The following is a 25,265-nucleotide window of genomic DNA, read 5'->3' as shown; positions in this document are numbered from 1 at the left end:
ATGCAATCTTATATCTAAAGTATAGAATATATATAGTTTTTATTGCAAAAAATATTTGGAGGATTTCATGAATTCTTTATTAGTTGAGTCAAGTTTGCCAAAATTGGCAGATTTTAAAGATTCTGAAGTAAAAGAAGCTGTTGATTATGTTTTACAGAAAGCTGAGATATTAGTTAAAGATGTTATTAAGCACTCAGCTAAAAAATGTAGTGAATTACAGAAATTAGAAGAGGCTGATGAGAAGATAACGCAAGTGTTTTCATCTATTGCTCATATGAATGCAGTTTGTAATTCAGAACAATTACGAAAAGATTATGAATATGCAGTTGCAAAGGTTACAGAATATTACACAAAGCTTGGACAAAATAAGGAGCTTTATTCTTTTTATAAAGCTATAAATGAGATAAAGTTGAATTCTGAACAGAAACAGGCTGTGAAAAAAGCATTAATAGGTTTTGAAAAATCTGGTGTAGATTTAGAGGAAAGTAAAAGACAGCGCTTGCAAGAAATAAGTCAGGAATTAGCTCAGCTAAATAGTAAGTTTGAGAATAATGTGCTTGATGCAACTATGTCTTGGAGTTACAAAACTAATGATATAAAAGAGTTAGATGGTTTATCTGAGAATGTTATAAAAGCTGCTGAAAAGAAGGCGAAAGCGAAAGAAGTGGCTGAAAAATATATGCTAGGTTTAGATATTCCAACATATCTGGCAGTAATGCAACAAGCAAATAATAGAGCCCTGAGAGAGAAATTTTATAAAGCATATTGCACTAAGGCATCTAAGTATTTTGATGATCCTAAGTTTAATAATGATGATAATATCGAGAAAATACTTTCATTAAGATTAGAAAAGTCTCAAATTTTAGAATTTGATAATTATGCAGAGTATTCTTTATTTACAAAGATGGCTGAAACTCCCGAGCAAGTACTAGAGCTGTTAGAGAACCTCTTAATAAAGTCAAAGAGTCAGGCTAAAGAAGAGTTAAATGAGCTAAAAGGATATGCTAAAAAATGTGGCTTTAATGAAGACATCAAACCATGGGATTTGGCATTTTTTTCTGAAAAACTAAAAAAAGATAAGTTTGATTTTACAGAAGAGGAGCTTAGAAAGTATTTTCCTTTAGAAAAAGTTTTAAATGGTTTATTTGTAATTTTAAATAATATATATGGCTTAGATATTGAAGAAGATTTAAAAGAGCCTAAATACACTCCAGAAGAAAAAATATTTAATTTTAGTAAGAATGGTGAATTAATAGGGAGCATTATTTGTGATTTCTTTGCTAGAGATAGCAAGCGTGGTGGCGCATGGATGGATGGATCTCGGACATCTTACATTAAAAGTTGTTCTTCAAGACAAAAACCTGTTGCATACGTGAATTGTAATTTTATGCCACCTTCAGATGATGGTTCTAATATAACTCATAGTGATGCAGTTACTTTGTTTCATGAATTTGGTCATGCGTTACATCATATCCTATCTGTAGTAAGTGTGCCTTCTATTTCTGGGACTCATGGTGTTGAGTGGGATGCTGTGGAACTGCCAAGTCAATTTATGGAGAATTTTTGCTGGTGTAAAGAAGGTATTGAATTAATATCTGGTGCTAGAGATGGGTCTAAATTAACAAAAGAACAATTAGACAAACTTGTTGGAGCTAGGCATTTTCATTCCGCATTAATGATGGTTCGTCAATTAGAGTTTGGAGTGTTTGACATGAATATTCATAGAAAAAAGATTACTTCTGTTGATGATGTTCAGAAAGAACTGGATGCAGTAAGAGCAGAGATAGGTCTATTAAAACCTCCTGTTTATAATAAGTTTCAAAATGGATTTACACATATTTTTGCAGGTGGATATGCAGCTGGCTATTATAGCTATAAATGGGCAGAGATTTTATCATCTGATGTTTTCTCAAGGTTTGAAGAAGAGGGGGTTTTTTCTAAGCAGGTTGGGCAAGAGCTTCTAGATAATATTATATCTAAAGGTTCTTCGCGTGATGCTATGGATAATTTTGTAGCCTTTATGGGTAGGAAACCTAGTGAAGAAGCCTTATTGAGACATAGTGGAATCAGATGCTAAAAACTGAAATTGGAGCTTTAGGTGAAGATAAAGCTGTAAACTTTTTAAAATCTAAATCTTTTGAAATTATTGACAAAAATTATAAAGCATTACCTTATGGTGAAATAGATCTAATAGCTTTAGATGATCAAACTCTTGTATTTGTTGAGGTAAAGTATAGGAAATCTGTAAAATTTGGCACAACCGAGGAAATGATTTCTATTTCAAAGCAAAAAAAGATAATAAATACGGCTCAGATATTTCTACAACAAAATGAGAGTTTTTCTAATTATGAATGTCGCTTTGATGTGATTGCGATAACTAATAATGAAATAAATTGGATAAGAGCTGCTTTTAATAGCAATTAATATTTTAAAATATTTGTTGTAGGTATAAAAAAGTGAACTATAAAATATTTGAAATAGAAAGACTTATAATTAAGCCGACTTGTATAAGTGATGCTGAATTTATTTATGCCTTAATGAATACACCTAAGTGGATTAAGTATATTGGTGATAGGAATATTAATACTATTGAAGATGCAAGAAATTATATAAAGATTAAAATCCACCCTCAATTAGAAGACTTGGCTATTCAAGTTTTACGTTAATACTAAAAGAAAGTGATCAAAAAATAGGGATTTGTGGATTGTATGATAGAGAAGGGCTAGATGGAATAGATATTGGTTTTGCGTTTCTTCTAGAGTTTGAAAAAAGAGGATTTGCTTTTGAAGTTGCCAACAAAATTAAAGAAGCAGCATTTGATGAATTTGGAATTATACTCTTCAAGCAATTACCGATCAAGACAATATATGTTCTCAAAGACTTTTAGAAAAATTAGGATTTAATTTAGAAGGAGCAGTTATGCTTCCAGGTAAAGATAAAGAGGTTCTTTTATGTCGAATAAAGAAATAGTTTGGTCATAAATAATACTTTTAAACTCCGTAATATTTTACACCTCTTTTGATTTTTTCTTTGCCATTCTGTAGACGCCAGTTATTAGTATCTCTTAAGCTATATGCGCATCCACAATATTCTTGTTGATAAAAATTTTCCTTTTTTGAAATCTCAAGCATTCTATAAGATCCTCCTTCCTTACGCCAGTTGAAATCCCAATAATGCATGTTTTCATATAGACCAGCTGCTTTAACTCCTGAGGTGTTTATTTGAGACATGTTTTTCCATTTGGATATCCCTAATGTGCTGGAAATTACACTAAATCCATTTTTATGTGCATAGTCAGCAGTTTTGACAAATCTCATATCAAAACACATAGTGCATCTAATACCTCTTTCAGGTTCATTCTCCATTCCTTTTGCGAGGTTAAACCAATTATCTTTATCGTAATCAGCATCGATAAAATCCATACCTAGCTTCTCTGCAAATCTTTTATTCTCTTCTTTTCTAATTATGTATTCTTCAGTTGGGTGAATGTTTGGGTTGTAGAAAAATATAGTTACTTCTAAGTCTGAAGCAGCTAGGGCTTCCATTATTTCTCCAGCACATGGAGCACAGCATGAGTGTAGAAGAACTTTCTTACTTTTATCAGGAGTTTCTAGTGTAGGTCTTTCATAATTATCTAATAAATATTTTTCATTCATCATAATGAGTTATAACTCCTGAGAAAGCTTTATTAATTTTCTAGCTTGTAATAATTGATATAGGCTAGTCTCATCTGTGATGTTGAGGTTTAAATGTCCAACCTTGCGACCCTTGCGTGAACTTTTATTATAGTTATGTATTTTGACCTTATCTAAAGAGGAAAGATCTTTATTAGTCGGCATTGCGCCAATACAATTAAGCATTATAGTTTCTTTACTTTCTGTTGAACCAAGTATTAAGCCAGTAATTGCTCGAACATGGTTTTCAAATTGAGAGGTTATAGAACCGTCTATAGTCCAGTGTCCGCTATTGTGGACACGAGGAGCAATTTCATTAACAATTAATTTTTCATTACAGACAAAGAATTCTATAGCAAGGGTACCTACATAATTAAGCTCTTTGATAATTTTTTTAGCTATGGTTTGTCCTTGTTCAGTAAGCTTATCATTAATGTAAGGTGCATGAGACTCAATAAGTATACCTTTCTCATGAGTATTTTTTGTTAGAGGATAAAAAGCTATATTGCCTTTAATATCGGCTGTACATATTTGAGATACTTCAAATTGAAAATCAACAAACTTCTCATAGATAAGCCCGTCTTGAGCATCTTTTAAGGCGTTCCATGCTAAAGAAACATCAGATTGCTTTTTAATTATAAATTGTCCTTTACCATCATAGCCAAATCTACGAGTTTTTATAATTGCTGGTAAGCCATGATTTTTTACAGAAATCTCTAGATCTTCTAAGCTTCCAATATTTTCAAAGACAGCGGTTTGAATGTCATGATCCCTCATGAAAGACTTTTCTAATAGTCTATCTTGTGATATAGCTATAGCCTTAGCAGAAGGGTAAACACTTATATCATGATTTATAGCTTTAATTAATTCATGACTAATATTTTCGTTTTCAAAGGTTATTACATCAAACTGCTTAGTCCATTCAACTACTTCATTTATGTTCTCCAATGGAATATCTTTTACACTTTTTGAAACATCATTAGCACAGTCAGTCTCTTTTCCTAAGCAATGAAATTCTATTCCTAATGGAGTGCCTGCTATACTAAGCATTCTAGCTAGTTGCCCAGCACCAATAATTCCAACTTTCATGATTACTCTTCTCTTGGGTTTGGATTATCTAAAACGGTTTGAGTTTGATTATATCTAAACTTTTCTAAAGCTTCGCCTATCTCTTTATTTGTGTGCTGTAAAATACTAGCTGCGAAAAGAGCGGCATTTTTACTGCCAGCAATACCAATGGCAAATGTTGCAACTGGTATGCCAGCAGGCATTTGAACTATAGATAGTAAGCTATCTTGACCATTTAGAGTACTTGATTTAACTGGTACACCTAATACAGGTAAAGAAGTTTTAGCAGCTACCATTCCTGGTAAATGAGCTGCACCACCAGCTCCAGCAATAATTACTTTAATCCCTCTATCTTTTGCTGTTTCAGCATAAGAAAACATCTTATCTGGAGTGCGATGTGCAGATACAACTTCACATTCATACTTAATATTTAACTGATCAAGAATATCACAGCATTCTTTCATAGTGCTCCAGTCAGATTTTGAGCCCATAATCACGCCAACATCTACACTCATTTTAATTTTCCTTTTTCCAGTTTTTGATAACCTGTATCCAGGCTTTTTTTTCCAGTTCTTGAACTTTTTCTTTTAACTCTTCTGCAGAGTCAGTTTTATCAACTTTACACTTTAGTTGTAAGATAATTTTACCATTGTCTACTTCTTCTGTAACTTCATGTATAGTACATCCTGTTTCTTGATCTTTAGCATCAATAACAGCTTGATGTACAGCTAGATCCATTAAACCTGGATGTTTTGGAAGTAAAGAAGGGTGGATGTTTAGGATTTTGTTTTTAAAAGAGTTAACAAAATCTTTACTTAGAATTCTCATATATCCTATTAAAAGAATTAAATCTGGCTTATATTTGTTTATTTCATCAGCTACTATTTTGTCATATTCTTCTCTAGTTTTATTTTTAGCTGAAATAAAGATATTTTCTATGTTGTTAGATTTTGCTCTTTCTAAAATATAAGCTTCTTTTTTGTTAGATATGACAAGAGAGATATGAGCGTTAAGCTCTTGATTTTGGATAGCATCTATTATCGCTTGCATATTGGACCCTCTTGTAGAGCCTAATATTACAAGGTTTAATTTGGACATAACTATTTTATTTCCTTGTACTTATTGCCTCTAAGTAGGTTCATGTGCTTGATTCTTTTGTTTATAAGATCTTTTGTACCAATATCTGGTCTATGAAATAATTTTCCGTAAATATTTTTTATTCCATTTTCTGCTTTTTTTTCTGCCTCAGTAATTGTATCTCCAAGTCCTAGAACTGCAATTGCTCTTGATCCTGTACCAATTAATTTACCATCTCTATAATCCACAGCTCCAAGGAAAAGCTCTACATCTTTAGGGCATTGTGAAATATCTATTTCAAAATTTTTAACAGATCTATTAGGATAGCCTAAAGGAACTAGATATTTACAAACTGTTGCTTGGTTTTTGAAACTTGCTTTTACTTTGTTTAGGGTTCCTTCAGTGATAGCTTGAGCGATTTCAACAAAATCACTATCTAGCAGAGTAAGCAAATTCATTGCTTCAGGGTCACCAAAACGAGCATTATATTCAATAACTTTAGTATCATTGATAGTTGCCATAAAACCACCATATAAGATACCTTGATATGGAGTTCCAAATTTGTCATGTAGAGCTTGAGCTACTTTTTCATTGATTTCTTTAGCTCTTTCAATATCACTATCAGATAAGAAAGGTAATGAATGATTAGCATCTGAATATGTTCCCATACCTCCAGTATTTGGACCAGTATCTCCCTCATGTGCACGTTTATGATCTTGTACAGCGGGCATATGAATGAAATTCTTACCATCAGTAAAGGAGATTAATGAGAATTCTTCACCAATTAGTTTTTCTTCTATTACAAATTCAGCGCCTTCTTTTACAAGAGATTCACAGTGTTTAATAGCTTCATCCATTGATTTAATGTGGTCACCCCAAACAACCACACCTTTGCCACCACATAGACCATCAGCTTTAATTACAAACTGCTTTTCATATTGTTTTAGAGTTTCTTTTACTCCTTCCATAGAATTGAATTTTTTAAAGAAAGGATTCGCACCGATGTTATACTCTTCTATTAAGCTTCTAGTAAAACCTTTTGATGTTTCAAGTTGAGCATGATTTTTAGTTGGTCCAACAACTTTTATATCATTTGCCTTTAGTGCATCTGCTACACCAGCTTCTAAAGGAGCTTCTGGTCCAATAATTGCTAAATCAATTTCATGTTTATCAGCGTATGAGCTAATAGCATCTATATCACATACATTAGCTACTTTATAGCCACTAGTAAGTTTCTCTATACCAGGATTAATAGCGCCACTTAGACAAAAAAGATTATTTTCAATTTTACTATTTTTTATCGCTTTTGCGATCGCATGTTCTCTACTTCCAGATCCAATTAAAAGAATATTTAACATTGATTTACTAGTTCCTTTGTTTAAATAATTCAGAACATTGGTGAATATTCTAGTGCTAATGCTAATGTTAGAGCGAGGCGGAATGAATGTTTTTCCAGTAATCATCTCATATAGTTTTATATACTTCTGTGATAGTTCGATAACTAATTTTTCAGGGGCTTGAGGAAGTTCCTTATCGTTATATGGATCACAGTGCTTAGCAAACCATAGTCTAAAGAATTCTTTGTCAATATTTTCAGGCTCTAAGCCTTGTTTTAAATGAGATTCATAGCTATCTTTAAGCCAAAATCTTGAGCTGTCTGGAGTGTGAATCTCATCGATTAATAATATTTGACCAGTTTTTTCATCAATTCCAAATTCATATTTTGTATCAGCTAGAATTAATCCATGTTCTTCGGCTTTTCTTTGGCCATATTCAAATAAAGCCAATGCTTTTTTAGATGCAAAATCCCATTGCTCTTGGGTTAACCAACCTTCTTTAACGATATCAGCTGCTGAGATAGGTCTATCATGATCAGTTTCTTTAGTTGTTGGTGTCAGAATATTTTTTGGAAGTTTTTGATTTTTTACTAAACCTTCTGGTAAAAGATTTCCACAATAATCTCTCCCACCTTTTTCATAATGTGTCCAAAGAGACGTTGAAGTAGAGCCTGTAATATATCCTCTTACGACAAACTCAATAGGTAGAACTTTACATTTTCTCGCAATAATAACATTCGGATCTGGAGAATCAATAAAATGATTTTTTACAATATGTCTTGTGCGCTTAAACCACCAAACAGATGTCTGAGCAAGTACTTGCCCTTTAAATGGAATAAATCCTAAAGATCTATCAAAAGCAGATTGTCTATCTGTTGAAACTAATATGCTTAAATCATCTGTAAAATACATATCTCGTACTTTTCCAGAATATTTATTTTTTATAGGTAAGCTTGTTTCTTTAAGACAGTTATTTATGTTTTGTTTAATAATGTTGCTATTGAACATTAGATAATTTCCACCTTAGCTTTGTTAGTTATAGTTCCTATTTTATGAAGTCTTGTATTAGTATACTTTTGAGCTATTTGTGCTAGTTTAGGATATTCATTCTCAGAAGCAATAATAGTTAATCCTATTCCCATGTTAAATGAGCGGAACATCTCAAATTCTGAAATATTACCTATTTTTTGCATAACTTTGAAAACAGCCGGAGTTTCAAAACTATCTTTATATATTTTTGCACCTAAGCCTTCAGGCAGTACTCTTGGTATGTTCTCTATAAATCCACCACCAGTAATATGAGCCATTCCTTTGATCTCTAAGCCATTTTCTAAAAAGTCATGAACTATATTTGTATAGTTAATATGTGGCTCAAGTAGAATATCTCCAATAGTTGTACCTTTAAATTCTGGATATGTATCAGTATGTTTATTTTTAGCAACGTCAAAAAATAGTTTGCGTGCAAAAGAGTAACCGTTTGTATGAAGACCAGAAGATGTTAGACCAAATATAGTATCACCTTCTTTAATGTTTTTGCCATCAATTATGCGATCTTTTTCGACAACGCCAGTAATCACACCAACCATGTCAATTTCACCAGACATGTAAACACCAGGCATTTCTGCAGTTTCTCCACCAACTAGAGATACTCCACATTCGCTACAAGCTTTTGACATGCCTTTTATGAGCTCTTCCATCACATTTGGATCTAGTTTGTCATGAGCTACATAGTCTAGGAAAGTTATCGGTTTTGCACCCATTACGATAATATCGTTTGTAGCAGCAGAGAATAAATCATAACCTAAGTTTTCAAATTTATTGCACATTACAGCGACTTTAGTTTTAGTGCCCACACCGTCTATAGATTGAACTAAAACAGGATCTTTATAGTTGTTTAAAATATCTTTTAGAGAGTATAAAGAACCAAAACTTCCTAAACCTGTAAGAACATTTGAAGTGAAAGTTTTTTTTACATGCTCTTTCATTTTTGAAACAGCTTCATTACCTGCTTCTATATTTACCCCAGCATCTTCATATCTTAAGCTAGACATTTTAGTTTATTCCTTATTTTGGTTCTTGCAACACTCGAAAGTGTTATATAAAAGTTCTGTGATAGTCATTGGACCAACTCCGCCTGGAACAGGAGTTATTGCAGCTGCTTTTGTTTTAACTTTTTCAAAATCAACATCGCCACATATTTTACCATTTACACGATTTATACCTACATCAATTATTACAGCACCTTCTTTTACCATATCTTCCGTTAAGAACTTATCCTTTCCAACAGCAACGACTATAATGTCAGCATTTCTCGTATGCTCAGTAAGGTTCTTTGTTTTACTATTACATGTAGTAACAGTAGCTTTAGCATTTAGAAGCATCTGTGATATAGGTTTTCCAACAATATTGCTAGCACCAATGACAACTGCATTAGCTCCTATAAGATTTATATCATACTCTCTTAACATTGTCATAATGCCTTTAGGAGTGCAGGGCTCTATTCTTGTTGGATCTCCAATTTGTAGTTTTCCTATATTGTTTGGATGAAACCCATCAACATCTTTTTCAACAGCAATAGCATATATGATTTTTTGAGTATCTATATGTTTAGGTAAAGGAAGTTGCACAAGTATCCCATGAACATCTTTATTTTTGTTTAGTTCTTCAATCCTAGTTAAAAGCTCTTTTTCTGTAGTCTCTTCTGGAAGCTTTATAACATCTGAATCTATTCCTGCTTGGGCACAAGATTTTGCTTTTGATCCTACATAAACTTCACTAGCTGGATCATTACCAACAATAATTGCTGTTAGCTTAGGAGTTATATTTGTATTTTTTATGTATTCTTGAACTTGTTGTGAAAGACTATCTTTCAATTTTTTTGAAAGACCTTTTCCATCTATTAATGTAGTAGCCACGTTAATTAGAGGTGTATGAAAATGTATTTCACTATGATATCAAATTTATCTTATTTTTGGAGAAATATTAGATAAGTTTTCTGTTTTTTAACCAATAATAGAGATAAATAGATGTATAAGAGCCTAAAGCTAAGCCAAAAATGACATCACTAGGATAGTGTGCCCTTACAAAAATCCTTGAGGCAGCAAAGAAAATTGCTAAAACTATCCAAAGATATTTAAATCTAGGGAATATAAAAAATAAACAAACAAATAGGCTCCCTATCGTAGTTGAGTGACCAGAAGGCATACTAGCAAAAGGAGCATCAAAAAAATTAAAGTGATGAAAATATGCACTTCCATATTGTTCGAATAAAGGAGGGCGTGCTCGACCTATGATAGATTTTATAATTTGCCCTACAATACCACTAATACTTACGCTAACAACAATAAAGCTAGCGTATGAGGTTAGTTTATTTAATTGATTTAAAGCTTTTTCTGAAAGTTTTGACGGAGATATGAATAATCTAGTTAGAATAATTATTGCACAAACTATTATTATCCAAGCAGCTTTTCCAAAATCTGTAATTTTTTTAAAGAAATATGTAACCTCAGAAGGTAAGCCAATAACCATTTTTTCAACAGGAGTGTCAATATAAAAAAATGTAAGAATAATTACTATGGCTAAAGGAATGAAAGTATATTTCAATTGTAAATATTTAGGCATAGAGAAATTATAAGCTTTCTCTGATTTGAGAAGATCTTTTGCTTCTAATAAGTTTTCTTTAAAATTATTTTTCATTTTTGTTATCTATTTTGCTTATTAGTTAAAATCCTAGCATTTTTAAAAAAAGTTTAGTATCAATTAAATTGCATAATCATAAAGAAACTGTGAAATCACATTCCTCATTGGCACAAACTTTTTGCTCCCCATCCTTCTTAGTTGTTTTATGTAATAAGATTGGATAGTTACATTTAGGGCATTTTTCATTTATAGGAGGATACCAGTAAGCATTTTTACATTTTGGAAAACCATCACATGCATAGAATACCTTCCCTTTACGAGATTTTTTCTCTACGATGTGGTTTTTGTTGCACTTTGGACAAACTATTCCAGTATCTTTAGGTTTTTCTAGAGGCTCCATATGTTTACATTTTGGATAATTAGAGCATCCTATGAATTTTCCATACTTGCCTTGTTTTATATGTAAGTCAGAGCCACATTCTGGGCACTTTCTATCTGCAACAACTGTTGGCTCAGGTTTTTCTTCTTTTTTCTCTGTTGAGCTATTTTCTAATGGACGAGTATATTTACAAGTAGGGTAGTTGGTGCAACCAATGAAGCGACCATTTTTACCTAACCTTAGTGAAAGCTTACTTCCACATTCTGGACAATCTTCATCTAATTCCTCTTGAACTACATCTTTTCTTGAAACTTCTTCAGAGATTTTTCCAATTTTTTCGATAAATGGTTTCCAAAAAGCATTTAAAACACTTAAATAATCATTTTTGTCTTGAGCAATTTCATCTAGCTCTTTTTCAAGACCTGCTGTATATGAATATTCAACATATTTTTTGAAATATTCTGTTAAAAATTTATTTACTACACGACCTTTGTCTGTTGGGATAAATCTTTTATTATCAGTATCAACATATTCTCTTTGTTGTAGTGTAGATATGATAACAGGATAAGTTGAAGGACGACCAATACCATATTTCTCTAAAGTTTTAATTAGAGATGCCTCTGTATATCTTGGAGGTGGTTCAGTTGAGTGAGCTTTTACAATGATATCTTTTAATGGGATTTTTTGTCCTTCTTCAACTTTAGGAAGTATTATTCCATCATCTTCATCTTTTTCATCTTCATCTTTTTCTGCTTGATAAACACTTAGGAAACCAGCATCAACAATAACTGTGCCAGTAGCTTTAAACTTATGTTTTTTATTTTCTGTAGTAAGATCAATAGATGTACTATTTAATGTGGCATGTTTCATTTGGCATGCCATAGTCCTTTTCCATATTAAAGTATAAAGCTTATATTCATCAGCTGTTAGATACTGTTTTATCATCTCTGGTTCACGAGCTGCGGCTGTTACTCGGATAGCCTCATGTGCCTCTTGAGCATTTTCAGCTTTTTTAGTAAAAATGCGAGGGCTTGATGGGAGCATGCCTGAGTCATATTTTTGTTCGATGAATCCGCGAATATCATTTAGAGCATCTTGAGATAAGTTTGTTGAGTCTGTTCTCATATATGTAATCAAACCTACAGATTCTCCATTACCTACATCTTTACCTTCATATAATTTTTGAGCTACTGAAGCTGTTCTTTTCGCATTAAAGCCAAGTTTTTTAGATGCTTCTTGCATTAAAGTAGATGTTGTGAATGGAGCATATGGATTTCTACGAATTTTTTTCTCTGAAATTCCATCAACTATAAGAAAACCATTAGCATCTTTAGCTATTTTTGTTTTTGCAGACTCTACAGCTTTTTCTGTAGTAAAAGTAAATTGTTCAACTTTATTATTATCAAATTCTGTTAGACCAGCTGTAAAAAGTTTAGTCTTTTGTAGTTCAGCAGTAATGCTCCAGTAATCTTTTTTTACAAACTCTTCTCTTTCGATCTCTCTTTCAACGATCATTCTAAGAGCAGGGCTTTGTACTCTACCAGCTGATAAACCACTAGTAATTTTTCTCCATAATAAAGGAGACAAATTAAATCCAACTAAAAAGTCTAGTGCTTGTCTTGCCTTTTGAGCATTTACCAATGACATTGATAATTCTTTAGGATTTGCGAGAGCATTTGTGACAGCTGATTTAGTTATTTCATTGAATGTAACTCTATAGACTTTTTTATCTTTAAGCAGTTTTGCATTCTTTAATATTTCTTGTACATGCCAAGAGATGGCTTCTCCCTCTCTATCTGGATCGGTAGCAAGATATATATTTTCAGAATTTTTTGCAGCTTTTTTTATAGCATCTATGTGCTTTTTACTTTTGTCATTTACAACATATTTAATTTTAAAATTATCTTCAACATCTATTGAAGTGTCTTTAGAAGGTATTTCTCTAACATGGCCAAACGATGCCAAAATATCAAAATCTTTTCCTAAATACTTCTGTATAGTTTTGATTTTCGCAGGGGACTCTACGATCACTAAGTTTTTTGCCATTATGTGTTTTTAAACCTTAAAGTTTGAAATTGTCTTTTATGAAATCTATGTTCTATTAGCCACAATAAAATATAAGAAATAAACCAGCTTATCAATACTTAATACGTAAAAGTTGTAAAGTAAGTGGTTTTATAGCTATTAAATATAGATTATAATTTCAAAGTGTTTTTTATTCGTTTAAGTTAATTTTAGGGTATTTTAAAATGTCAGAAAGGGCAAAAGTTATTTCACTTTTACAGCAAAAAGGCGGTTCGGGTAAAACTACTACAGCGGTTAACTTAGCATGTGGATTGCAAGAACTTGGCTATAAAGTTGCAATTGTGGACATGGATAAAGATAAACCTGATGCTTATATGTGGATGACAAAAAATGATTCAAATAGAAATTTTGTTTATAGCCTTGATGAAAAGAATGTCCGTGAAAAAATTATAGAATTAAAGCCTGATTTAGATTTTATCGTTATAGATACTCCACCTAACTTTCAAACAGCAGCTTTAAAATCGGCACTATTATCTGATCTTATTGTTATTCCATGCTCCCCAAGTGGTATGGATTTGTCTGGATTAATAGAAGCTAAGGATTTGGCATTAACCGCTGATAAGCCTTATAGATTTTTTGCAAATAGGGTTCAGATGGCATCAAACATGTCTAAGAGTCTGATGGAGTTTTTTGAGAATGATGGACACTACTTTGAAAGTTTTGTTTCTCAAAGTGTTAAGTTTATCGAAGCTGAGGCTGAGGGAGCATATATTGGGGACTATGCGAAAAATAGCAAGCCTCATTCTCAAGTAAGAAAGTTAGTAAAAGAGGTTGCTGAATTTTTTGGAGAAGTAAATGGCTAAAAAAGTTTCCCTACTTGATAGAAAAGTTGATAAAAGAGTTCATGATACTGTTGGGCAAGAAAAAAAAGATATTTTGAGAGCTATGCAGCTTCAAGAATTGAATCAGCAAGCTAGTAAAGTTGGCTCATTATTGGAGCTACCTTTAAGTATAGTTAAACCAGATGCTAAACAGCCTAGGAAAATTTTCAAAAATATAGATTCCTTAGCTAAAAGTATTAAGGAAAATGGGGTTATACAACCAATTATTATTACAGCAAAAAAGTATGATGGAGTACATCATATTATAGCTGGTGAGAGAAGATACTTAGCATCTAAAGAAGCAGGACTAGAAACTATTCCATGTATTCTTAGAGAAGAAGAATCTGATGTAAATATTTTATTGTTACAGCTCTTAGAGAATGATCAAAGAGAAAATGTATCACCTTTTGAAGAGGCTGATGCACTAAAAGAATTGATAGAAAATAGAAAAGTTAAGAAGTCAGATATAGCAAAGGTTTTAGGTAGGGATTCTAGTTGGATATCTATGAGATTAAAAATCTCTGATGCTAAAGAAAATATTCGAGAACTCGTTGATAAAAATATAGTAGAAGATGTTAGAACTTTATATGAACTTAAGAAGTTTGCAGAGGAGATGCCTGAGGGAGCAGATGAGTTTGTTGAAAAAGCATTAAGTAATAAAATAAATGGATCCTTTCGCGCTGCAATATTAAAATATAGAGAGCATTGGAAAAAGAAAAGTCTAGTTTTTGATTCAACAAAGTTAGATGTTATTAATATAAAAGAAATTGTAAAAGAAGATAATCTTTTAAAAATAAAAGGTTCAAAAGGAGCATTGAGGGCACATACCTATACTTTTGAAATAACTGAAGATTTTAAAAAGATGTTATTTGAAGCATTAATAAAATAAATATGAAAATAGCAATATTACAGACAGATCATATACCTGCTCATAGACAAGAATTTTCAGGAGGTAACTACCCTGAAATGTTTGCTAATCTTTTCTTTAAACTTTCTGTTGTTATTGATTTTGATATTTTTGATGTAACTGTTGGAGAGTATCCAGAGAACTGTTGCGAGTATGATGGCTTTATAATAACTGGAAGCAAAGCTACAGCTTTCGAAAGGCTTCCATGGATTGAAGAGCTTAAAACTAGAGTTAGAGAAATTCTTGATGAAGGTAAAAAGATAGTTGGAATATGTTTTGGACATCAAGTATTAGTAGAGGCTTTAGGCGGAAGAGTTGAGAGATCTAAAAATGGATTTGCTGTTGGGATTAGAACCGTTAAAATTCTTAATCATAAGCCTTGGATGTCTCCTTATTACAAATATCTGAACTTGTTATTTTATCATCAAGATATGGTAGTTGAATTACCTAAAGATGCTGAGCTTATAGGTACTAGTGATTATTGTGAGGTTCAGATATTTAGTTACAAAGATCAGGTCTTAGGAATACAAGCTCATCCTGAAATGTTAAAAGTTCATAATCATGCTCTAATGAGAGAGTATGAGGAACAAATTAAAAGTGAGTTCCAACATGCTTTAGACAGCTTAAGAATTCGAGATAATAGTTTAGTTATAGGCCAGTGGATGGCTAATTTTTTTGAATATTAATTATAGGTAAAAAGATGACAATAAATAGATTGGTTATTTTTGGCGACAGCTTATTAGATACTGGTAATCTTATAAAAACTTTAGATATACCTCAAGAACCTTATCATGGAGGAAGATTCTCAAATGGACTTACTTCAACAGAGTATTTAGCTCAAATGATAGCTGAAGATAATGAAGTAGCAACTGTTGAGCATAAAAGTTATGCTATCGGCGGAGCATTAACTCATGGAGCAAATCCTAGTTCTCTTTTAAGATATCACTCATTCCCTGTTTCAAATCAATTAACTAGATTTGAAAATGAAGAGGGTAGGTTTAAAAAAGATGATTTAGTTGTCATAAATGGTGGAGCAAATAATTTCTTATTTACTATATATAATGAGGTTCCTTACTTAAATTTATTGGCTAAGCTTAGAGTTGCACGAGATCTAAGAAGGATTGCTAGGAAAGCAATAAAAATGGGTGCAAGAAATATAGTAGTTTGGAATGTTCCTGATGTGACATTAGCTCCAGTATATAAGGATTATCTTGCTAATTGGGTTGGTAAGTTTTTTAAATCATATTTGCAAATGAATATAAAAATTCAAAATAACTTATTACAAAATAGAATTTCTGATTTGCAAGTGATGTTTCCAGAAGTAAATATAAAGCTTTTTGATTTCTACAGCTTGCTTAATGATTGTATCCAAAATCCAGCTAAGTATGGTTTTGAAAATTCTACAGATGTGTGTGTTGATAGTTATGGTGGAGCAAATTCTTTAGGTAATATTCAATACGATATAAAAGTTATGAGAGATCCTGAGACTCATATTTGCTGGGATTATTGTCATCCAACAACAAAGGCTCATAAAGTTTTAGCTGAGAAAATTTTTAATTTATGGAAGCATAATATTTAATTTGAATTTCTTATCATGTTGCTATAAGCTCCAGGTCAAAAGTCTGGTATCGCTGTTGCATTTAGAGCTTTTTCATAGAATTCTGTTGGTCCAACAGCTCCTACAACAGCATAAGCATAGCCTTTAAGCTTCATATCCAGCATACAAGCAATAAGAAGGGCTTTTCCTGTCCCTAAGCCTCTACATTTGTCAGATACTCCAGTTGGGACCAAAGAAATTTAAAACGGTAGCATCATAGCAGGCAAATCCTATAATATTTTTATCTTTGATAGCAATAAATATAGATCTTGGGTTATTGTTGAAAGCTATGTCAGCTTCATTTTTCCAGAATGTGCTAAAGTGCTTTTCAATCCACTCGAGGACAAAAGATTTTTCTGGACCTATTGGTTTTCTTTACTGTTCTTCCGGCTTTTTTATTACAAAATTAATAAGACCTAATGTTAGTGATTATGGAAAAGTAGGAAGAAAAGCAATTTAACTAATTAGATTTTGTGCTATAAAATAAAACTCTCTTGATCTTGGACGAGATGATTTTGGTTTAAATATTGAAACTTTTTTAAAATTTTCCTTAACTAATTTTATAAATTCATCACTTCCAGCTCCTTGAAAAATTTTGGCTACAAATGTTCCATTATCTTTTAAGTTGTTAATAGAGAAGTCTAGAGCTAATTCTAGAAGATAGATGGATTTAGCTTGATCAGAAGTTTTGTTACCACTCATATTAGGAGCTATGTCAGAAACAACGCAATCTAGCTTTCTGGAGTTTACAAGTTCATTTAGTTTTTCAAAAGTATCATCTGACGAGAAATCACCTTGAATAAAGTCGACTCCAGGTATTGGAGGCATATCTAGTAAATCTAAGGCAATAACTTTTCCTTTTTCACCGACATAATCAACAAGGATTTGTGACCAACCACCAGGAGCAGAACCAAGGTCAACAACAAGCATGTTGTTTTTGAAAATATTATATTTTTCCTGGATTTCTTTAATTTTAAAACTTGCTCTTGATCTATAGCCAAGCTTATTTGCTTGCATGACATAATAATCGGAATTATGTTCTTCTACCCAGCGTTTACTACTAGCTGTTTTTACCATATTTATCTTATTAAAATAAAAATTATTAATATTTTATTTGTTGTAACTCAATAAATAAAGGTGATGATAACAAATATATCCTTTGAGTGAGACAATGAAAATCTATATAATTTTTTTATAAGTTAATATTTTAAGGGCTGGCTATGCGAAAAGTTGATCTTCAGTGGATATTTGTATTATTTGGAACAGCTGTTGGTGCGGGTATTTTGTTTTTACCATTGCAAGCTTCAGCTAGTGGTTTTATCCCTTTGATAATAGCTACAATATTGGTTTTGCCAATGATCTTCTTTGCAGAGAAGAATGTAGCATCTTTAGTAATGAGTCATCCAGATAAGCAAGTTGGCTTGACAGAGGTTTTTGGTCAAGAGTTGGGTTCTTTTGGGGCTTTTATTTCAACTATAATTTATCTTCTAAGTTGTTATACAGTAGTTTTGGCTTATGCTATTTCTTTACCTATCGCATTTTCCCATTTACTTAATGTTTTACATTTGGGAAATGATAATCTTTATAGAACAATTTGGTTTAGTTTTTTTATATTTTTAATTTTGATTATTATTGTTGAGCTTGGTAAAAAAATGGTTCTAAGAGTAATGTCTTATGTTATTTATCCTCTAGTAATAGCTCTTTTATTAGTTTCTGTGGCTTTAATTCCAAGCTGGAATTTATCATTTATAACCTCGTCATCTTTTAATTTTATGGCTATTATTAAGGGATTAATAATGGTTATACCGATTTTAGTTTTTTCCATGAATTTCAGCCAATCTATTTCTGAAATGTGTTTATTTTATAAACAAGAGTCTACTAGTGAAAGTGAAGCAAAAATAAAAGCTTATAAAAATATAAAAATAGGAACTATTCTTATACTGTTTTTTACTATGTTTTTTACATTTTCTACAATAATGTCATTACATCCAGAAGAGATTAGTTCTGCAGTGGCGAATAATCAAACAATATTAACTAAAGTAGCAAGTGTTTATAAAATGAAAGCTTTTGATTATGCAGCTCCTTTGATAGCCGTAGCTGGAATAATAAGTTCATTTATAGGAGTTTATCTAGGAACTAGAGAAGCTTTAAGAGGGATAATTATTCAGATAATTCATAAAGATACAGAGGTCATTAGGAAACAATCAGCGATAGCTACAGATATATTCGTTGTGTTCTTTATATTTATAACATTGTGGTTGGCATCTATATTTAATCCTTCAATCGTATCGATACTTGGTCAGTTAACAGCGCCATGTATTGCTTTAATGATTTTCTTTTTACCTTTATTTATAATTTATAAATCAAAGGGAATGATTTCTTACAGAAAGAATGCATTAAGTATATTTTTAGCACTTTCAGGAATAGTTGTTGTAATTGGGTATTTTATAGGCTCAATTATTTAAGTTGAGGAAGAAGTAATGAGAAAAATAAAACTTTTTATTTTAATTATATTGTCAGCTATTTTATTAAGCTCGTGCGATACCAAAGCAAGATTTGATGATATGAAACAGCACTGGGATAGAATGGATATGGAGTCAGAGGTAGAGAGTCCAGAAATCAAAAAACATAGTAGTAACGTAACAGATATAACATTTAGTGCAGCTAATAACCCAGATCAAGATATATCATTATCAGGAGATGATTTTGAGAAAAGATATCAAGCCATGCTTAAGTTTCTAAAAGATAATGGATATCCACTAGTTCAAAACTATCAACAAAAAGGTTCTGCTATGATAGTGGTTAAACCCAAAGAACAAATGCCTGATGTTTATTATATTGGTATAAATATGGAGCAGAATCCAAGGCAAGGTGTTACTAAATATAGAATAGTTTATGGTGGTAATAAATATAAAGCGAGAGAGTTATATAATAACTATAAGAAAACACTATAATCTTATTTTTTGCTAAAAAGAGAAGTTATTAAAAATAAAGTTACACCAATAGTAATTGCAGAATCGGCAATATTGAAAGCAGGCCAATGGTAAGAGCCTATGTGAAAATCTAAGAAATCTATTACATATCCTTGGAAGGCTCTATCATAAAAATTCCCAAGTGCACCACCAAGGATTAATGAGAATGATAAAAGATTTATTTTTGATTTCTCAGGTTGCTTTAATATAAGAAAAATTAATACAGCTGATGCTATAAGGGAAATAGTAGAAAACATTATCAGCTGCCAAGAAGTCTGATCACTGCTTAAAAAACTAAATGCAGCTCCATAATTGTAAAGTAGGGTGAAATTAAAGAAAGGTGTTATTTCATGAGGTATACCATATTCTAAATTTGTATTTGCTATATGTTTTGTAATTAAATCAAAGCAAATGATAAATATAGCAAAAATAAACCACTTAATTTTACCTTTAAGCAAATGCACGAGATTCACCTTTTTCTGTTGTTATATTTTCAACACATCTATGGCAAATGTCTGGATATTCAGCAGATTGACCAATAGTGTTGCTACGATGCCAGCATCTTTCACATTTTGCTTCTTCTAGCTTTAATACATCTATATATAAGCCTTCAAAAGAAGCTTTTATAGAAGAGTCAGTCTTTTTATCAATAGGGTGTAATTCAGCTTCAGAAGTTATAAGTAAGAATCTAAGTTCATTCTCAAGTTTAGATAATGCTTTATATATATCTTCATTAGCATATAGAACAACCTTAGATTCTAAAGATGCACCTATTAGAGATTCATTTCTCTTTAATTCTAAAGTTTTGTTAACTTCGCCTCTTATTTCTTGGATTTTCTTCCAGAAGCTTAGACCCATAGAGTCATTTTCATCAAAATTTTCAAGATCTAAGTACCATTCGCATAGTTGGATAGGTAGGTCTGTAGTTTTTGGAATTGCTTCCCAAATTTCATCAGCAGTATATGAAAGTATAGGGGCTATCCATCTAACTAGAGCGTGGGCTATATGGTAAATAGCTGTTTGAGCAGACTTCCTTGGATGTCCTTCAGCTTTGGCTGTATACTGTCTATCTTTTATTACATCTAAATAAAAACTACCCATTTCAATAGAGCAGAAATGGTGTATAAGTTGAGCAACTACATGTATTTGATAACTATCATATGCAGCTATTATTTTTTCTTGGAACTCTTTAGTTTTAGCTATAGCCCATTGATCTAATTTAACAAGTTTATCAAACTCGATAATATCCGTTTCAGGATCAAAGCCATCTAGATTTGACAGTAAGAATCTAGAAGTGTTTCTTAGCCTACGATATGTATCAGCAATTCTTTTAAATATTTCATCTGAAACAGTCATCTCACTTCTATAGTCGGTAGAAGCTACCCATAGTCTTAGGATGTCTGCTCCTAGAGTACTATAAACATCTTGAGGTGCTACAACGTTGCCTAAAGATTTAGACATTTTACGACCATGTTCATCAACAACAAACCCATGAGTCAATACTTCTTTAAAAGGCTTACTTCCTGAGCTTGCTAACCCTACAAGTAAAGATGTTTGGAACCAACCGCGATGCTGATCAGAACCTTCTAGATATAAATCGGCTGGATATTGTAATTCTTTATTTTGCTTAAGTACACAAGAGTTTGATGAGCCTGAGTCAAACCAAACATCTAGAGTATCTGTAACAGTTTTATAGTCTTTAACTTCAGCAATAAAATCTTCAGCAGATGAATTGAACCATGCTTCGATACCACCTTTTTCAATTTTTTGAGCTACTTTTTCTAATATTTCTATTGTATTTGGGTGTAGATCTTCTGTTTCTTTGTGTATGAATAATGGTAAAGGAACTCCCCATGTTCTTTGGCGGGAAATACACCAGTCAGGCCTGTCTTCCATCATTGCTTCAATACGGTTTTGTCCCCAAGAAGGAATCCATGTCGTATTTTTAATAGCATTCATTGCATTATTTCTTAGATGCTGTTTTTCCATGCTTATAAACCATTGCGGGGTGGCTCTGAAAATAAGAGGAGTTTTATGTCTCCAACAGTGAGGATAGCTATGTTCTATTTTTGCAAAATTCATTAAGCGCTCATTTTCACCAAGAATTTCGATAACTCTATCATTTGCTTTAAATACAAACTCACCAGCTAATAATGGAGTATTTTCTCCATAACAACCATTGCCCTTTACAAATATTTCCATAGATAAATTATGTTCTTTACCTATAACAAAGTCCTCTACACCATGAGTTGGTGCTATGTGTACCATACCAGTACCCGAGTCATCTGTAACATGGTCACCATGTAGAATCGTGACTTCTCTATCATAAAAGGGGTGATCAGCAACTATGTTTACTAAGTTGTCCCCAGTAGTTGTCGCTATGATTTTATAGTCTTCTATAGCATATCTTTTTAAAGTACTTTCTACTAAATTACTTGCTAATATTATAAAAGAACAATTTAGCTCGATAAAGCTATATTCTAAGTCATTTCTAACTGCTATGGCTTGGTTTGCAGGCAGTGTCCAAGGAGTAGTAGTCCATATAATAGCGAAAGCATCTTTTGTAATTTTTGTACTAAATGCTTCAGAAAGTTTTTCTACACTTTTTATTTTGAATTTAACATCTATAGCAGGAGAAGTTTTATCTTTGTATTCTACTTCTGCTTCAGCAAGAGCCGATCCACAATCTGTACACCAATGAACAGGTTTAAAGCCTTTGCTTAGATGTCCATTTTTGATTATTTGAGCTAAAGTTCTAATCATGTTTGCTTCATAATCAAAGTTCATAGTTAGATAAGGCTTTTCCCAATCACCTAAAACTCCAAGCCTTTTAAAATCTTTCTTTTGGATTTCAACTTGGTTTTTAGCATACTTGCGACATTCTTTTCTAAAAGAGTTGGCATCAATTTTTTGTCCAGCTTTACCATGTTTTTTCTCAACTTGGAGTTCAATAGGTAAACCATGGCAGTCCCAACCTGGAACATAAGGTGCATCAAAACCACTTAAAGTTTTAGATTTGACAATAATATCTTTTAAGACTTTGTTTACGGCATGTCCAACATGAATGCTCCCATTTGCATAGGGAGGACCATCATGAAGAATAAATTTATCTCTTCCAGCGAAATGCTCTCTAATTTTTTGATAAATTTTTTGTTTTTCCCATTTGTTCAAAATCATGGGCTCTTTATTTGCCAAATTACCTTTCATTGAGAAAGAGGTTTTTGGGAGATTTAAAGTGTCTTTATAATCACTCATAGAAAATCCTTTAAGGTATTATTATTTTTAGTTAAAAATGAAATTTCACAGCATAAAATTATAAAGTAGATATGTGCTTATGTTAATAGCTAAAAAATAAATAACTAATAACATGGTATTTTAATGATAAAAATATTAAAGAAATAAGTTTTTTGCAGTAATGTAGCCTTGTTATCATTAAATATAATGTTAAGGTTTAGATGAAGATGAGATATTTTTAGATAATAGAAGGATATGTATGAAGAAAGTAGTAATTGTAGGAGCTGGTTTTGCAGGTATTAATTGTGCATTAAAGCTATCTAAATTTAGTAAACATTTTGAAATCACATTATTAGATAAAAATAATCATCATGTTTTTCAGCCGATGCTTTATCAGGCAGCGACAGCATTTATTCCATTGACCTCTGTTGCAGTACCTATTAGGAAAATAATTAATAATTCTAAAATTGATTTTCATATGGATGAGGTTGTTAGTATCGATCCTGATAAACAATATGTTGTAACAAAAGATAAAAAATATGAATATGACTTTTTGGTGGTTGCTACAGGTGTTGAATATGACTATTTTAACAACCTGCATTGGAAAGATAACTCACTTTCTTTAAAGACAGCAGCAGATGCCCAAAAAATGAAATATCATATTTTAAGGCAGTTTGAGTTGGCAGAAAATGCTAGTTCTGATGAGGAAAGAAAAAAATATCTAACTTTTATAATTATAGGTGCTGGAGCTACAGGTGTTGAAATCACTGGTGCCTTGTTAGATATTTTATCAACTGATATTTTTAAATCTTATAAAACTTTTTCTAGAGATAATATTACAGTTAATTTGATCGATGCAGGGAAAACAATACTATCTGCTTTCTCAGAGAAATTATCAAACTATGCATATGATTCTTTAACTAAAAGAGGAGTTAAAGTTTATTTAAATGAATCTGTTAAAGATATTATTTATAATAAAGTTACAACCGATAAAAGAGAATATGAAGGCGCAACTATCATTTGGAGCGCTTTATTGTCAGGATCGCCTTTAGGAGATTGGATGGCTAAAGAGATGGAGAAGGGCAAAATTAGTGTTGCTCCAGATTTGAGGCATTCTAAATATAAAAATATTTATTTTGCTGGTGATATTTCTAGATGTGAGAAAAAACCTTTACCGGGTCTAGCATCAGTGGCAAAGCAACAAGGAAAATATATTGCACAGCATATTATAAATACAAGTATTCATAAGCCATGTAAAGACTTTAAATATAAAGATCTAGGAACTATGGCTATAATCCAAAAACATTCTGCAATAGCCCAAATATTTGGATTTAAATTAAAAGGTAGATTAGGTTGGTTTATTTGGGGTGGGGTTCATATAACATTTTTGATTAGTATGAAAAATAGATTTGTAGTTAGCTTTAATTGGTTAAGTTATTACCTTTTCAAAAGGATTGGAGCTTCTGAAATCATTAATCCTGAAGAAAAAGATAAAAATCCTAAGTAGTATATTTTAAGCTAAGTCTTTTTGCTGTTTGAATATCTTGATTAATTTGAGTTTTAAGTTCTTCAAATGAATTAAATTTTTTTTCAGCTCTTATAAAATCTAATATTTCAACAGTAATATGCTTTTTATAAATTTCTTTATTAAAATTAAAAATGTGAGTTTCCAAGAGAAAGTTTTTTCCATCTAATGTTGGGCGTACTCCAGCATTTGTTACACCAAAATAAGTCTCATTATCAATATAGATTTTAGTTAGGAAAACCCCTTTTAAGGCTGAATTTTTTGGAAGCTTTAGGTTAGCAGTATGAAAACCAAGTTTCCTACCATTTTTTTGCCCATGAATTACTCTACCATTTATTTTAAAGTTGTGGCCTAGAAGTGTTTGAGCTTTATTTAGATCATGTTGTAATAAAGCATTTCTAATTAAGCTACTGCTAACTCGTTTATTTTCGATATTTAGAGTAGATAGTTTATCAACAGTAAAGCCTAATTTTTTAGAATATTTTAAAAGCATATCGTAATCGCCTTTACGATCTTTACCAAATTTAAAATCATCACCTATTAATATGTGATCTATTTTAAGCTTTTTAACCAGAAACTCTTTTATAAAATCTTCAGCTTCTATATTAATAATTTTTTTATCAAACTTTAGGCAAATTATGTTTTCTATGCCTGTTTCTTTAATGTTTATGACTTTGTCTCTAAAACTATATATTCTTGCTGGAGCCGCATTTTTTAGAAAAAATTCTTTTGGAAGAGGTTCAAAAAAAATAACGAAAGGAGTTAGGTTTTCTTTATTGGCGATATCTTTTAGCTTATTTATAATAGATTGGTGACCAAGATGTACACCATCAAATGACCCAATAGTGACCACACTTTTTTTACTAGATGAAAAATTTTCTAAATTTCTTATTACTTTCATACTAAAGAAAAGCTTTAAAGCAAAATATTAACTAAGTATAATAGCCCTA

Annotated in this window: 25 protein-coding genes; 11 read left to right on the top strand and 14 right to left on the bottom strand. The window is 31.7% G+C overall.

Annotation, left to right across the window (positions count from 1 at the left end; translation table 11 throughout):
• Positions 1 to 67 precede the first annotated feature (67 nt).
• The 4 genes from KX01_RS00210 to KX01_RS09405 are packed head-to-tail and all read left to right on the top strand — an operon-like array spanning position 68 to position 2,887.
• The gene (locus KX01_RS00210; RefSeq protein WP_071663080.1) at positions 68 to 2,077 is read left to right on the top strand and encodes a M3 family metallopeptidase; all 2,010 of its coding nucleotides are present in this window, start codon (positions 68 to 70) and stop codon (positions 2,075 to 2,077) included.
• The gene (locus tag KX01_RS00205) at positions 2,071 to 2,424 is read left to right on the top strand and encodes a YraN family protein (RefSeq protein ID WP_071663079.1); all 354 of its coding nucleotides are present in this window, start codon (positions 2,071 to 2,073) and stop codon (positions 2,422 to 2,424) included. Before KX01_RS00210 ends, KX01_RS00205 begins: the two co-directional genes overlap by 7 nt.
• Before the next feature lie 32 nt (positions 2,425 to 2,456).
• Positions 2,457 to 2,666: a GNAT family N-acetyltransferase gene (locus KX01_RS09410; RefSeq protein ID WP_198021093.1), complete on the top strand. Its 210-nt coding sequence runs from the start codon at positions 2,457 to 2,459 to the stop codon at positions 2,664 to 2,666.
• 38 nt (positions 2,667 to 2,704) lie between these two features.
• The gene (locus KX01_RS09405; RefSeq protein ID WP_232223332.1) at positions 2,705 to 2,887 is read left to right on the top strand and encodes a hypothetical protein; all 183 of its coding nucleotides are present in this window, start codon (positions 2,705 to 2,707) and stop codon (positions 2,885 to 2,887) included.
• Positions 2,888 to 2,990: 103 nt separating this feature from the next.
• Here the strand turns inward: KX01_RS09405 and KX01_RS00195 are convergent, their stop codons facing one another.
• From KX01_RS00195 to topA, 9 genes are all read right to left on the bottom strand, one after another.
• Positions 2,991 to 3,659 carry an epoxyqueuosine reductase QueH gene (locus tag KX01_RS00195; RefSeq protein ID WP_232223331.1) on the bottom strand — a complete coding sequence of 223 codons (669 nt, stop codon included), beginning with the start codon at positions 3,657 to 3,659 and terminating at the stop codon, positions 2,991 to 2,993.
• A 6-nt stretch (positions 3,660 to 3,665) separates the two neighbouring features.
• Entirely contained in the window at positions 3,666 to 4,763 is a 1,098-nt protein-coding gene (locus KX01_RS00190) for a 5-(carboxyamino)imidazole ribonucleotide synthase (RefSeq protein ID WP_071663078.1), read from the bottom strand.
• A 2-nt stretch (positions 4,764 to 4,765) separates the two neighbouring features.
• Positions 4,766 to 5,257, bottom strand: coding sequence for a 5-(carboxyamino)imidazole ribonucleotide mutase (gene purE / locus KX01_RS00185; protein WP_071663077.1), 492 nt, complete (start codon positions 5,255 to 5,257; stop codon positions 4,766 to 4,768).
• 1 nt (position 5,258) lies between these two features.
• Positions 5,259 to 5,840, bottom strand: coding sequence for a phosphoribosylglycinamide formyltransferase (gene purN, locus KX01_RS00180; RefSeq protein WP_071663076.1), 582 nt, complete (start codon positions 5,838 to 5,840; stop codon positions 5,259 to 5,261).
• Positions 5,841 to 5,842: 2 nt separating this feature from the next.
• Complete coding sequence (gene purD / locus KX01_RS00175) at positions 5,843 to 8,164, bottom strand: phosphoribosylamine--glycine ligase (RefSeq protein WP_071663075.1); 2,322 nt, start codon at positions 8,162 to 8,164, stop codon at positions 5,843 to 5,845.
• Positions 8,164 to 9,207: a phosphoribosylformylglycinamidine cyclo-ligase gene (gene purM / locus KX01_RS00170; protein ID WP_071663074.1), complete on the bottom strand. Its 1,044-nt coding sequence runs from the start codon at positions 9,205 to 9,207 to the stop codon at positions 8,164 to 8,166. Before purM ends, purD begins: the two co-directional genes overlap by 1 nt.
• 6 nt (positions 9,208 to 9,213) lie before the next feature.
• Positions 9,214 to 10,071, bottom strand: coding sequence for a bifunctional methylenetetrahydrofolate dehydrogenase/methenyltetrahydrofolate cyclohydrolase FolD (gene folD / locus KX01_RS00165; protein WP_071663073.1), 858 nt, complete (start codon positions 10,069 to 10,071; stop codon positions 9,214 to 9,216).
• A gap of 67 nt (positions 10,072 to 10,138) precedes the next feature.
• Positions 10,139 to 10,852: a phosphatase PAP2 family protein gene (locus tag KX01_RS00160; protein WP_071663072.1), complete on the bottom strand. Its 714-nt coding sequence runs from the start codon at positions 10,850 to 10,852 to the stop codon at positions 10,139 to 10,141.
• 76 nt (positions 10,853 to 10,928) lie between these two features.
• Positions 10,929 to 13,220, bottom strand: coding sequence for a type I DNA topoisomerase (topA, locus tag KX01_RS00155; RefSeq protein WP_071663071.1), 2,292 nt, complete (start codon positions 13,218 to 13,220; stop codon positions 10,929 to 10,931).
• A 203-nt stretch (positions 13,221 to 13,423) separates the two neighbouring features.
• Here topA and KX01_RS00150 point away from each other — a divergent pair, with 203 nt between their 5' ends.
• The 4 genes from KX01_RS00150 to KX01_RS00135 are packed head-to-tail and all read left to right on the top strand — an operon-like array spanning position 13,424 to position 16,566.
• A complete protein-coding gene (locus tag KX01_RS00150) occupies positions 13,424 to 14,062 on the top strand; it encodes a ParA family protein (protein WP_071663070.1) in 639 nt (212 codons plus the stop codon).
• Entirely contained in the window at positions 14,055 to 14,969 is a 915-nt protein-coding gene (locus KX01_RS00145; protein WP_071663069.1) for a ParB/RepB/Spo0J family partition protein, read from the top strand. Before KX01_RS00150 ends, KX01_RS00145 begins: the two co-directional genes overlap by 8 nt.
• A 2-nt stretch (positions 14,970 to 14,971) precedes the next feature.
• Positions 14,972 to 15,673, top strand: coding sequence for a glutamine amidotransferase-related protein (locus KX01_RS00140; protein ID WP_071663068.1), 702 nt, complete (start codon positions 14,972 to 14,974; stop codon positions 15,671 to 15,673).
• Positions 15,674 to 15,687: 14 nt separating this feature from the next.
• Positions 15,688 to 16,566 (top strand): SGNH/GDSL hydrolase family protein, encoded by an 879-nt coding sequence (locus tag KX01_RS00135; RefSeq protein WP_071663067.1) that lies wholly within the window; start codon positions 15,688 to 15,690, stop codon positions 16,564 to 16,566.
• A gap of 35 nt (positions 16,567 to 16,601) precedes the next feature.
• On the opposite strand, the gene KX01_RS09330 is transcribed toward KX01_RS00135, so the two are convergent.
• Together KX01_RS09330 and KX01_RS00125 are read right to left on the bottom strand one after the other, a co-directional pair.
• Positions 16,602 to 16,778, bottom strand: coding sequence for a hypothetical protein (locus KX01_RS09330; RefSeq protein ID WP_156860344.1), 177 nt, complete (start codon positions 16,776 to 16,778; stop codon positions 16,602 to 16,604).
• 262 nt (positions 16,779 to 17,040) lie between these two features.
• Entirely contained in the window at positions 17,041 to 17,661 is a 621-nt protein-coding gene (locus tag KX01_RS00125; protein ID WP_071663066.1) for an RlmE family RNA methyltransferase, read from the bottom strand.
• 143 nt (positions 17,662 to 17,804) lie between these two features.
• On the opposite strand from KX01_RS00125, the gene KX01_RS00120 reads away from it, so the two are divergent.
• Together KX01_RS00120 and KX01_RS00115 are read left to right on the top strand one after the other, a co-directional pair.
• The gene (locus KX01_RS00120) at positions 17,805 to 19,049 is read left to right on the top strand and encodes an amino acid permease (RefSeq protein ID WP_071663065.1); all 1,245 of its coding nucleotides are present in this window, start codon (positions 17,805 to 17,807) and stop codon (positions 19,047 to 19,049) included.
• A gap of 15 nt (positions 19,050 to 19,064) precedes the next feature.
• Positions 19,065 to 19,538 (top strand): hypothetical protein, encoded by a 474-nt coding sequence (locus tag KX01_RS00115; protein ID WP_083578865.1) that lies wholly within the window; start codon positions 19,065 to 19,067, stop codon positions 19,536 to 19,538.
• Positions 19,539 to 19,540: 2 nt separating this feature from the next.
• Here the strand turns inward: KX01_RS00115 and lspA are convergent, their stop codons facing one another.
• Together lspA and ileS are read right to left on the bottom strand one after the other, a co-directional pair.
• Positions 19,541 to 20,020: a signal peptidase II gene (gene lspA, locus KX01_RS00110; RefSeq protein WP_071663064.1), complete on the bottom strand. Its 480-nt coding sequence runs from the start codon at positions 20,018 to 20,020 to the stop codon at positions 19,541 to 19,543.
• A complete protein-coding gene (gene ileS / locus KX01_RS00105) occupies positions 20,007 to 22,811 on the bottom strand; it encodes an isoleucine--tRNA ligase (RefSeq protein WP_071663063.1) in 2,805 nt (934 codons plus the stop codon). Before ileS ends, lspA begins: the two co-directional genes overlap by 14 nt.
• 238 nt (positions 22,812 to 23,049) lie before the next feature.
• Between ileS and KX01_RS00100 the strand changes: the two genes are divergently transcribed.
• Complete coding sequence (locus KX01_RS00100) at positions 23,050 to 24,297, top strand: NAD(P)/FAD-dependent oxidoreductase (RefSeq protein ID WP_071663062.1); 1,248 nt, start codon at positions 23,050 to 23,052, stop codon at positions 24,295 to 24,297.
• Here KX01_RS00100 and ribF read toward each other — a convergent pair.
• Positions 24,290 to 25,216, bottom strand: a complete 927-nt coding sequence (ribF, locus tag KX01_RS00095; protein WP_071663061.1) for a bifunctional riboflavin kinase/FAD synthetase — start codon at positions 25,214 to 25,216, stop codon at positions 24,290 to 24,292. The genes KX01_RS00100 and ribF overlap by 8 nt on opposite strands.
• Positions 25,217 to 25,265: the final 49 nt, after the last annotated feature.

This window comes from Francisella frigiditurris, from assembly GCF_001880225.1.
Classification (GTDB): Bacteria; Pseudomonadota; Gammaproteobacteria; order Francisellales; family Francisellaceae; genus Francisella; species Francisella frigiditurris.
The sequence above is the reverse complement of the archived record's forward strand: the minus strand, read 5'-3'. Positions and strand labels throughout refer to the sequence as shown.

What these genes read in the sequence shown, in the direction of transcription:
- KX01_RS00100 (WP_071663062.1), top strand. Translation starts at nt 23,050, where the DNA reads ATGAAGAAAGTAGTAATTGTAGGAGCTGGTTTTGCAGGTATTAATTGT.
- purM (WP_071663074.1), bottom strand. Translation starts at nt 9,207, where the DNA reads ATGTCTAGCTTAAGATATGAAGATGCTGGGGTAAATATAGAAGCAGGT.
- purD (WP_071663075.1), bottom strand. Translation starts at nt 8,164, where the DNA reads ATGTTCAATAGCAACATTATTAAACAAAACATAAATAACTGTCTTAAA.
- topA (WP_071663071.1), bottom strand. Translation starts at nt 13,220, where the DNA reads ATGGCAAAAAACTTAGTGATCGTAGAGTCCCCTGCGAAAATCAAAACT.
- purN (WP_071663076.1), bottom strand. Translation starts at nt 5,840, where the DNA reads ATGTCCAAATTAAACCTTGTAATATTAGGCTCTACAAGAGGGTCCAAT.
- purE (WP_071663077.1), bottom strand. Translation starts at nt 5,257, where the DNA reads ATGAGTGTAGATGTTGGCGTGATTATGGGCTCAAAATCTGACTGGAGC.
- KX01_RS00135 (WP_071663067.1), top strand. Translation starts at nt 15,688, where the DNA reads ATGACAATAAATAGATTGGTTATTTTTGGCGACAGCTTATTAGATACT.
- KX01_RS00140 (WP_071663068.1), top strand. Translation starts at nt 14,972, where the DNA reads ATGAAAATAGCAATATTACAGACAGATCATATACCTGCTCATAGACAA.
- KX01_RS00190 (WP_071663078.1), bottom strand. Translation starts at nt 4,763, where the DNA reads ATGAAAGTTGGAATTATTGGTGCTGGGCAACTAGCTAGAATGCTTAGT.
- KX01_RS00160 (WP_071663072.1), bottom strand. Translation starts at nt 10,852, where the DNA reads ATGAAAAATAATTTTAAAGAAAACTTATTAGAAGCAAAAGATCTTCTC.
- ileS (WP_071663063.1), bottom strand. Translation starts at nt 22,811, where the DNA reads ATGAGTGATTATAAAGACACTTTAAATCTCCCAAAAACCTCTTTCTCA.
- KX01_RS00210 (WP_071663080.1), top strand. Translation starts at nt 68, where the DNA reads ATGAATTCTTTATTAGTTGAGTCAAGTTTGCCAAAATTGGCAGATTTT.
- KX01_RS00145 (WP_071663069.1), top strand. Translation starts at nt 14,055, where the DNA reads ATGGCTAAAAAAGTTTCCCTACTTGATAGAAAAGTTGATAAAAGAGTT.
- KX01_RS00125 (WP_071663066.1), bottom strand. Translation starts at nt 17,661, where the DNA reads ATGGTAAAAACAGCTAGTAGTAAACGCTGGGTAGAAGAACATAATTCC.
- KX01_RS00150 (WP_071663070.1), top strand. Translation starts at nt 13,424, where the DNA reads ATGTCAGAAAGGGCAAAAGTTATTTCACTTTTACAGCAAAAAGGCGGT.
- KX01_RS00195 (WP_232223331.1), bottom strand. Translation starts at nt 3,659, where the DNA reads ATGATGAATGAAAAATATTTATTAGATAATTATGAAAGACCTACACTA.
- ribF (WP_071663061.1), bottom strand. Translation starts at nt 25,216, where the DNA reads ATGAAAGTAATAAGAAATTTAGAAAATTTTTCATCTAGTAAAAAAAGT.
- KX01_RS00205 (WP_071663079.1), top strand. Translation starts at nt 2,071, where the DNA reads ATGCTAAAAACTGAAATTGGAGCTTTAGGTGAAGATAAAGCTGTAAAC.
- KX01_RS00115 (WP_083578865.1), top strand. Translation starts at nt 19,065, where the DNA reads ATGAGAAAAATAAAACTTTTTATTTTAATTATATTGTCAGCTATTTTA.
- KX01_RS00120 (WP_071663065.1), top strand. Translation starts at nt 17,805, where the DNA reads ATGCGAAAAGTTGATCTTCAGTGGATATTTGTATTATTTGGAACAGCT.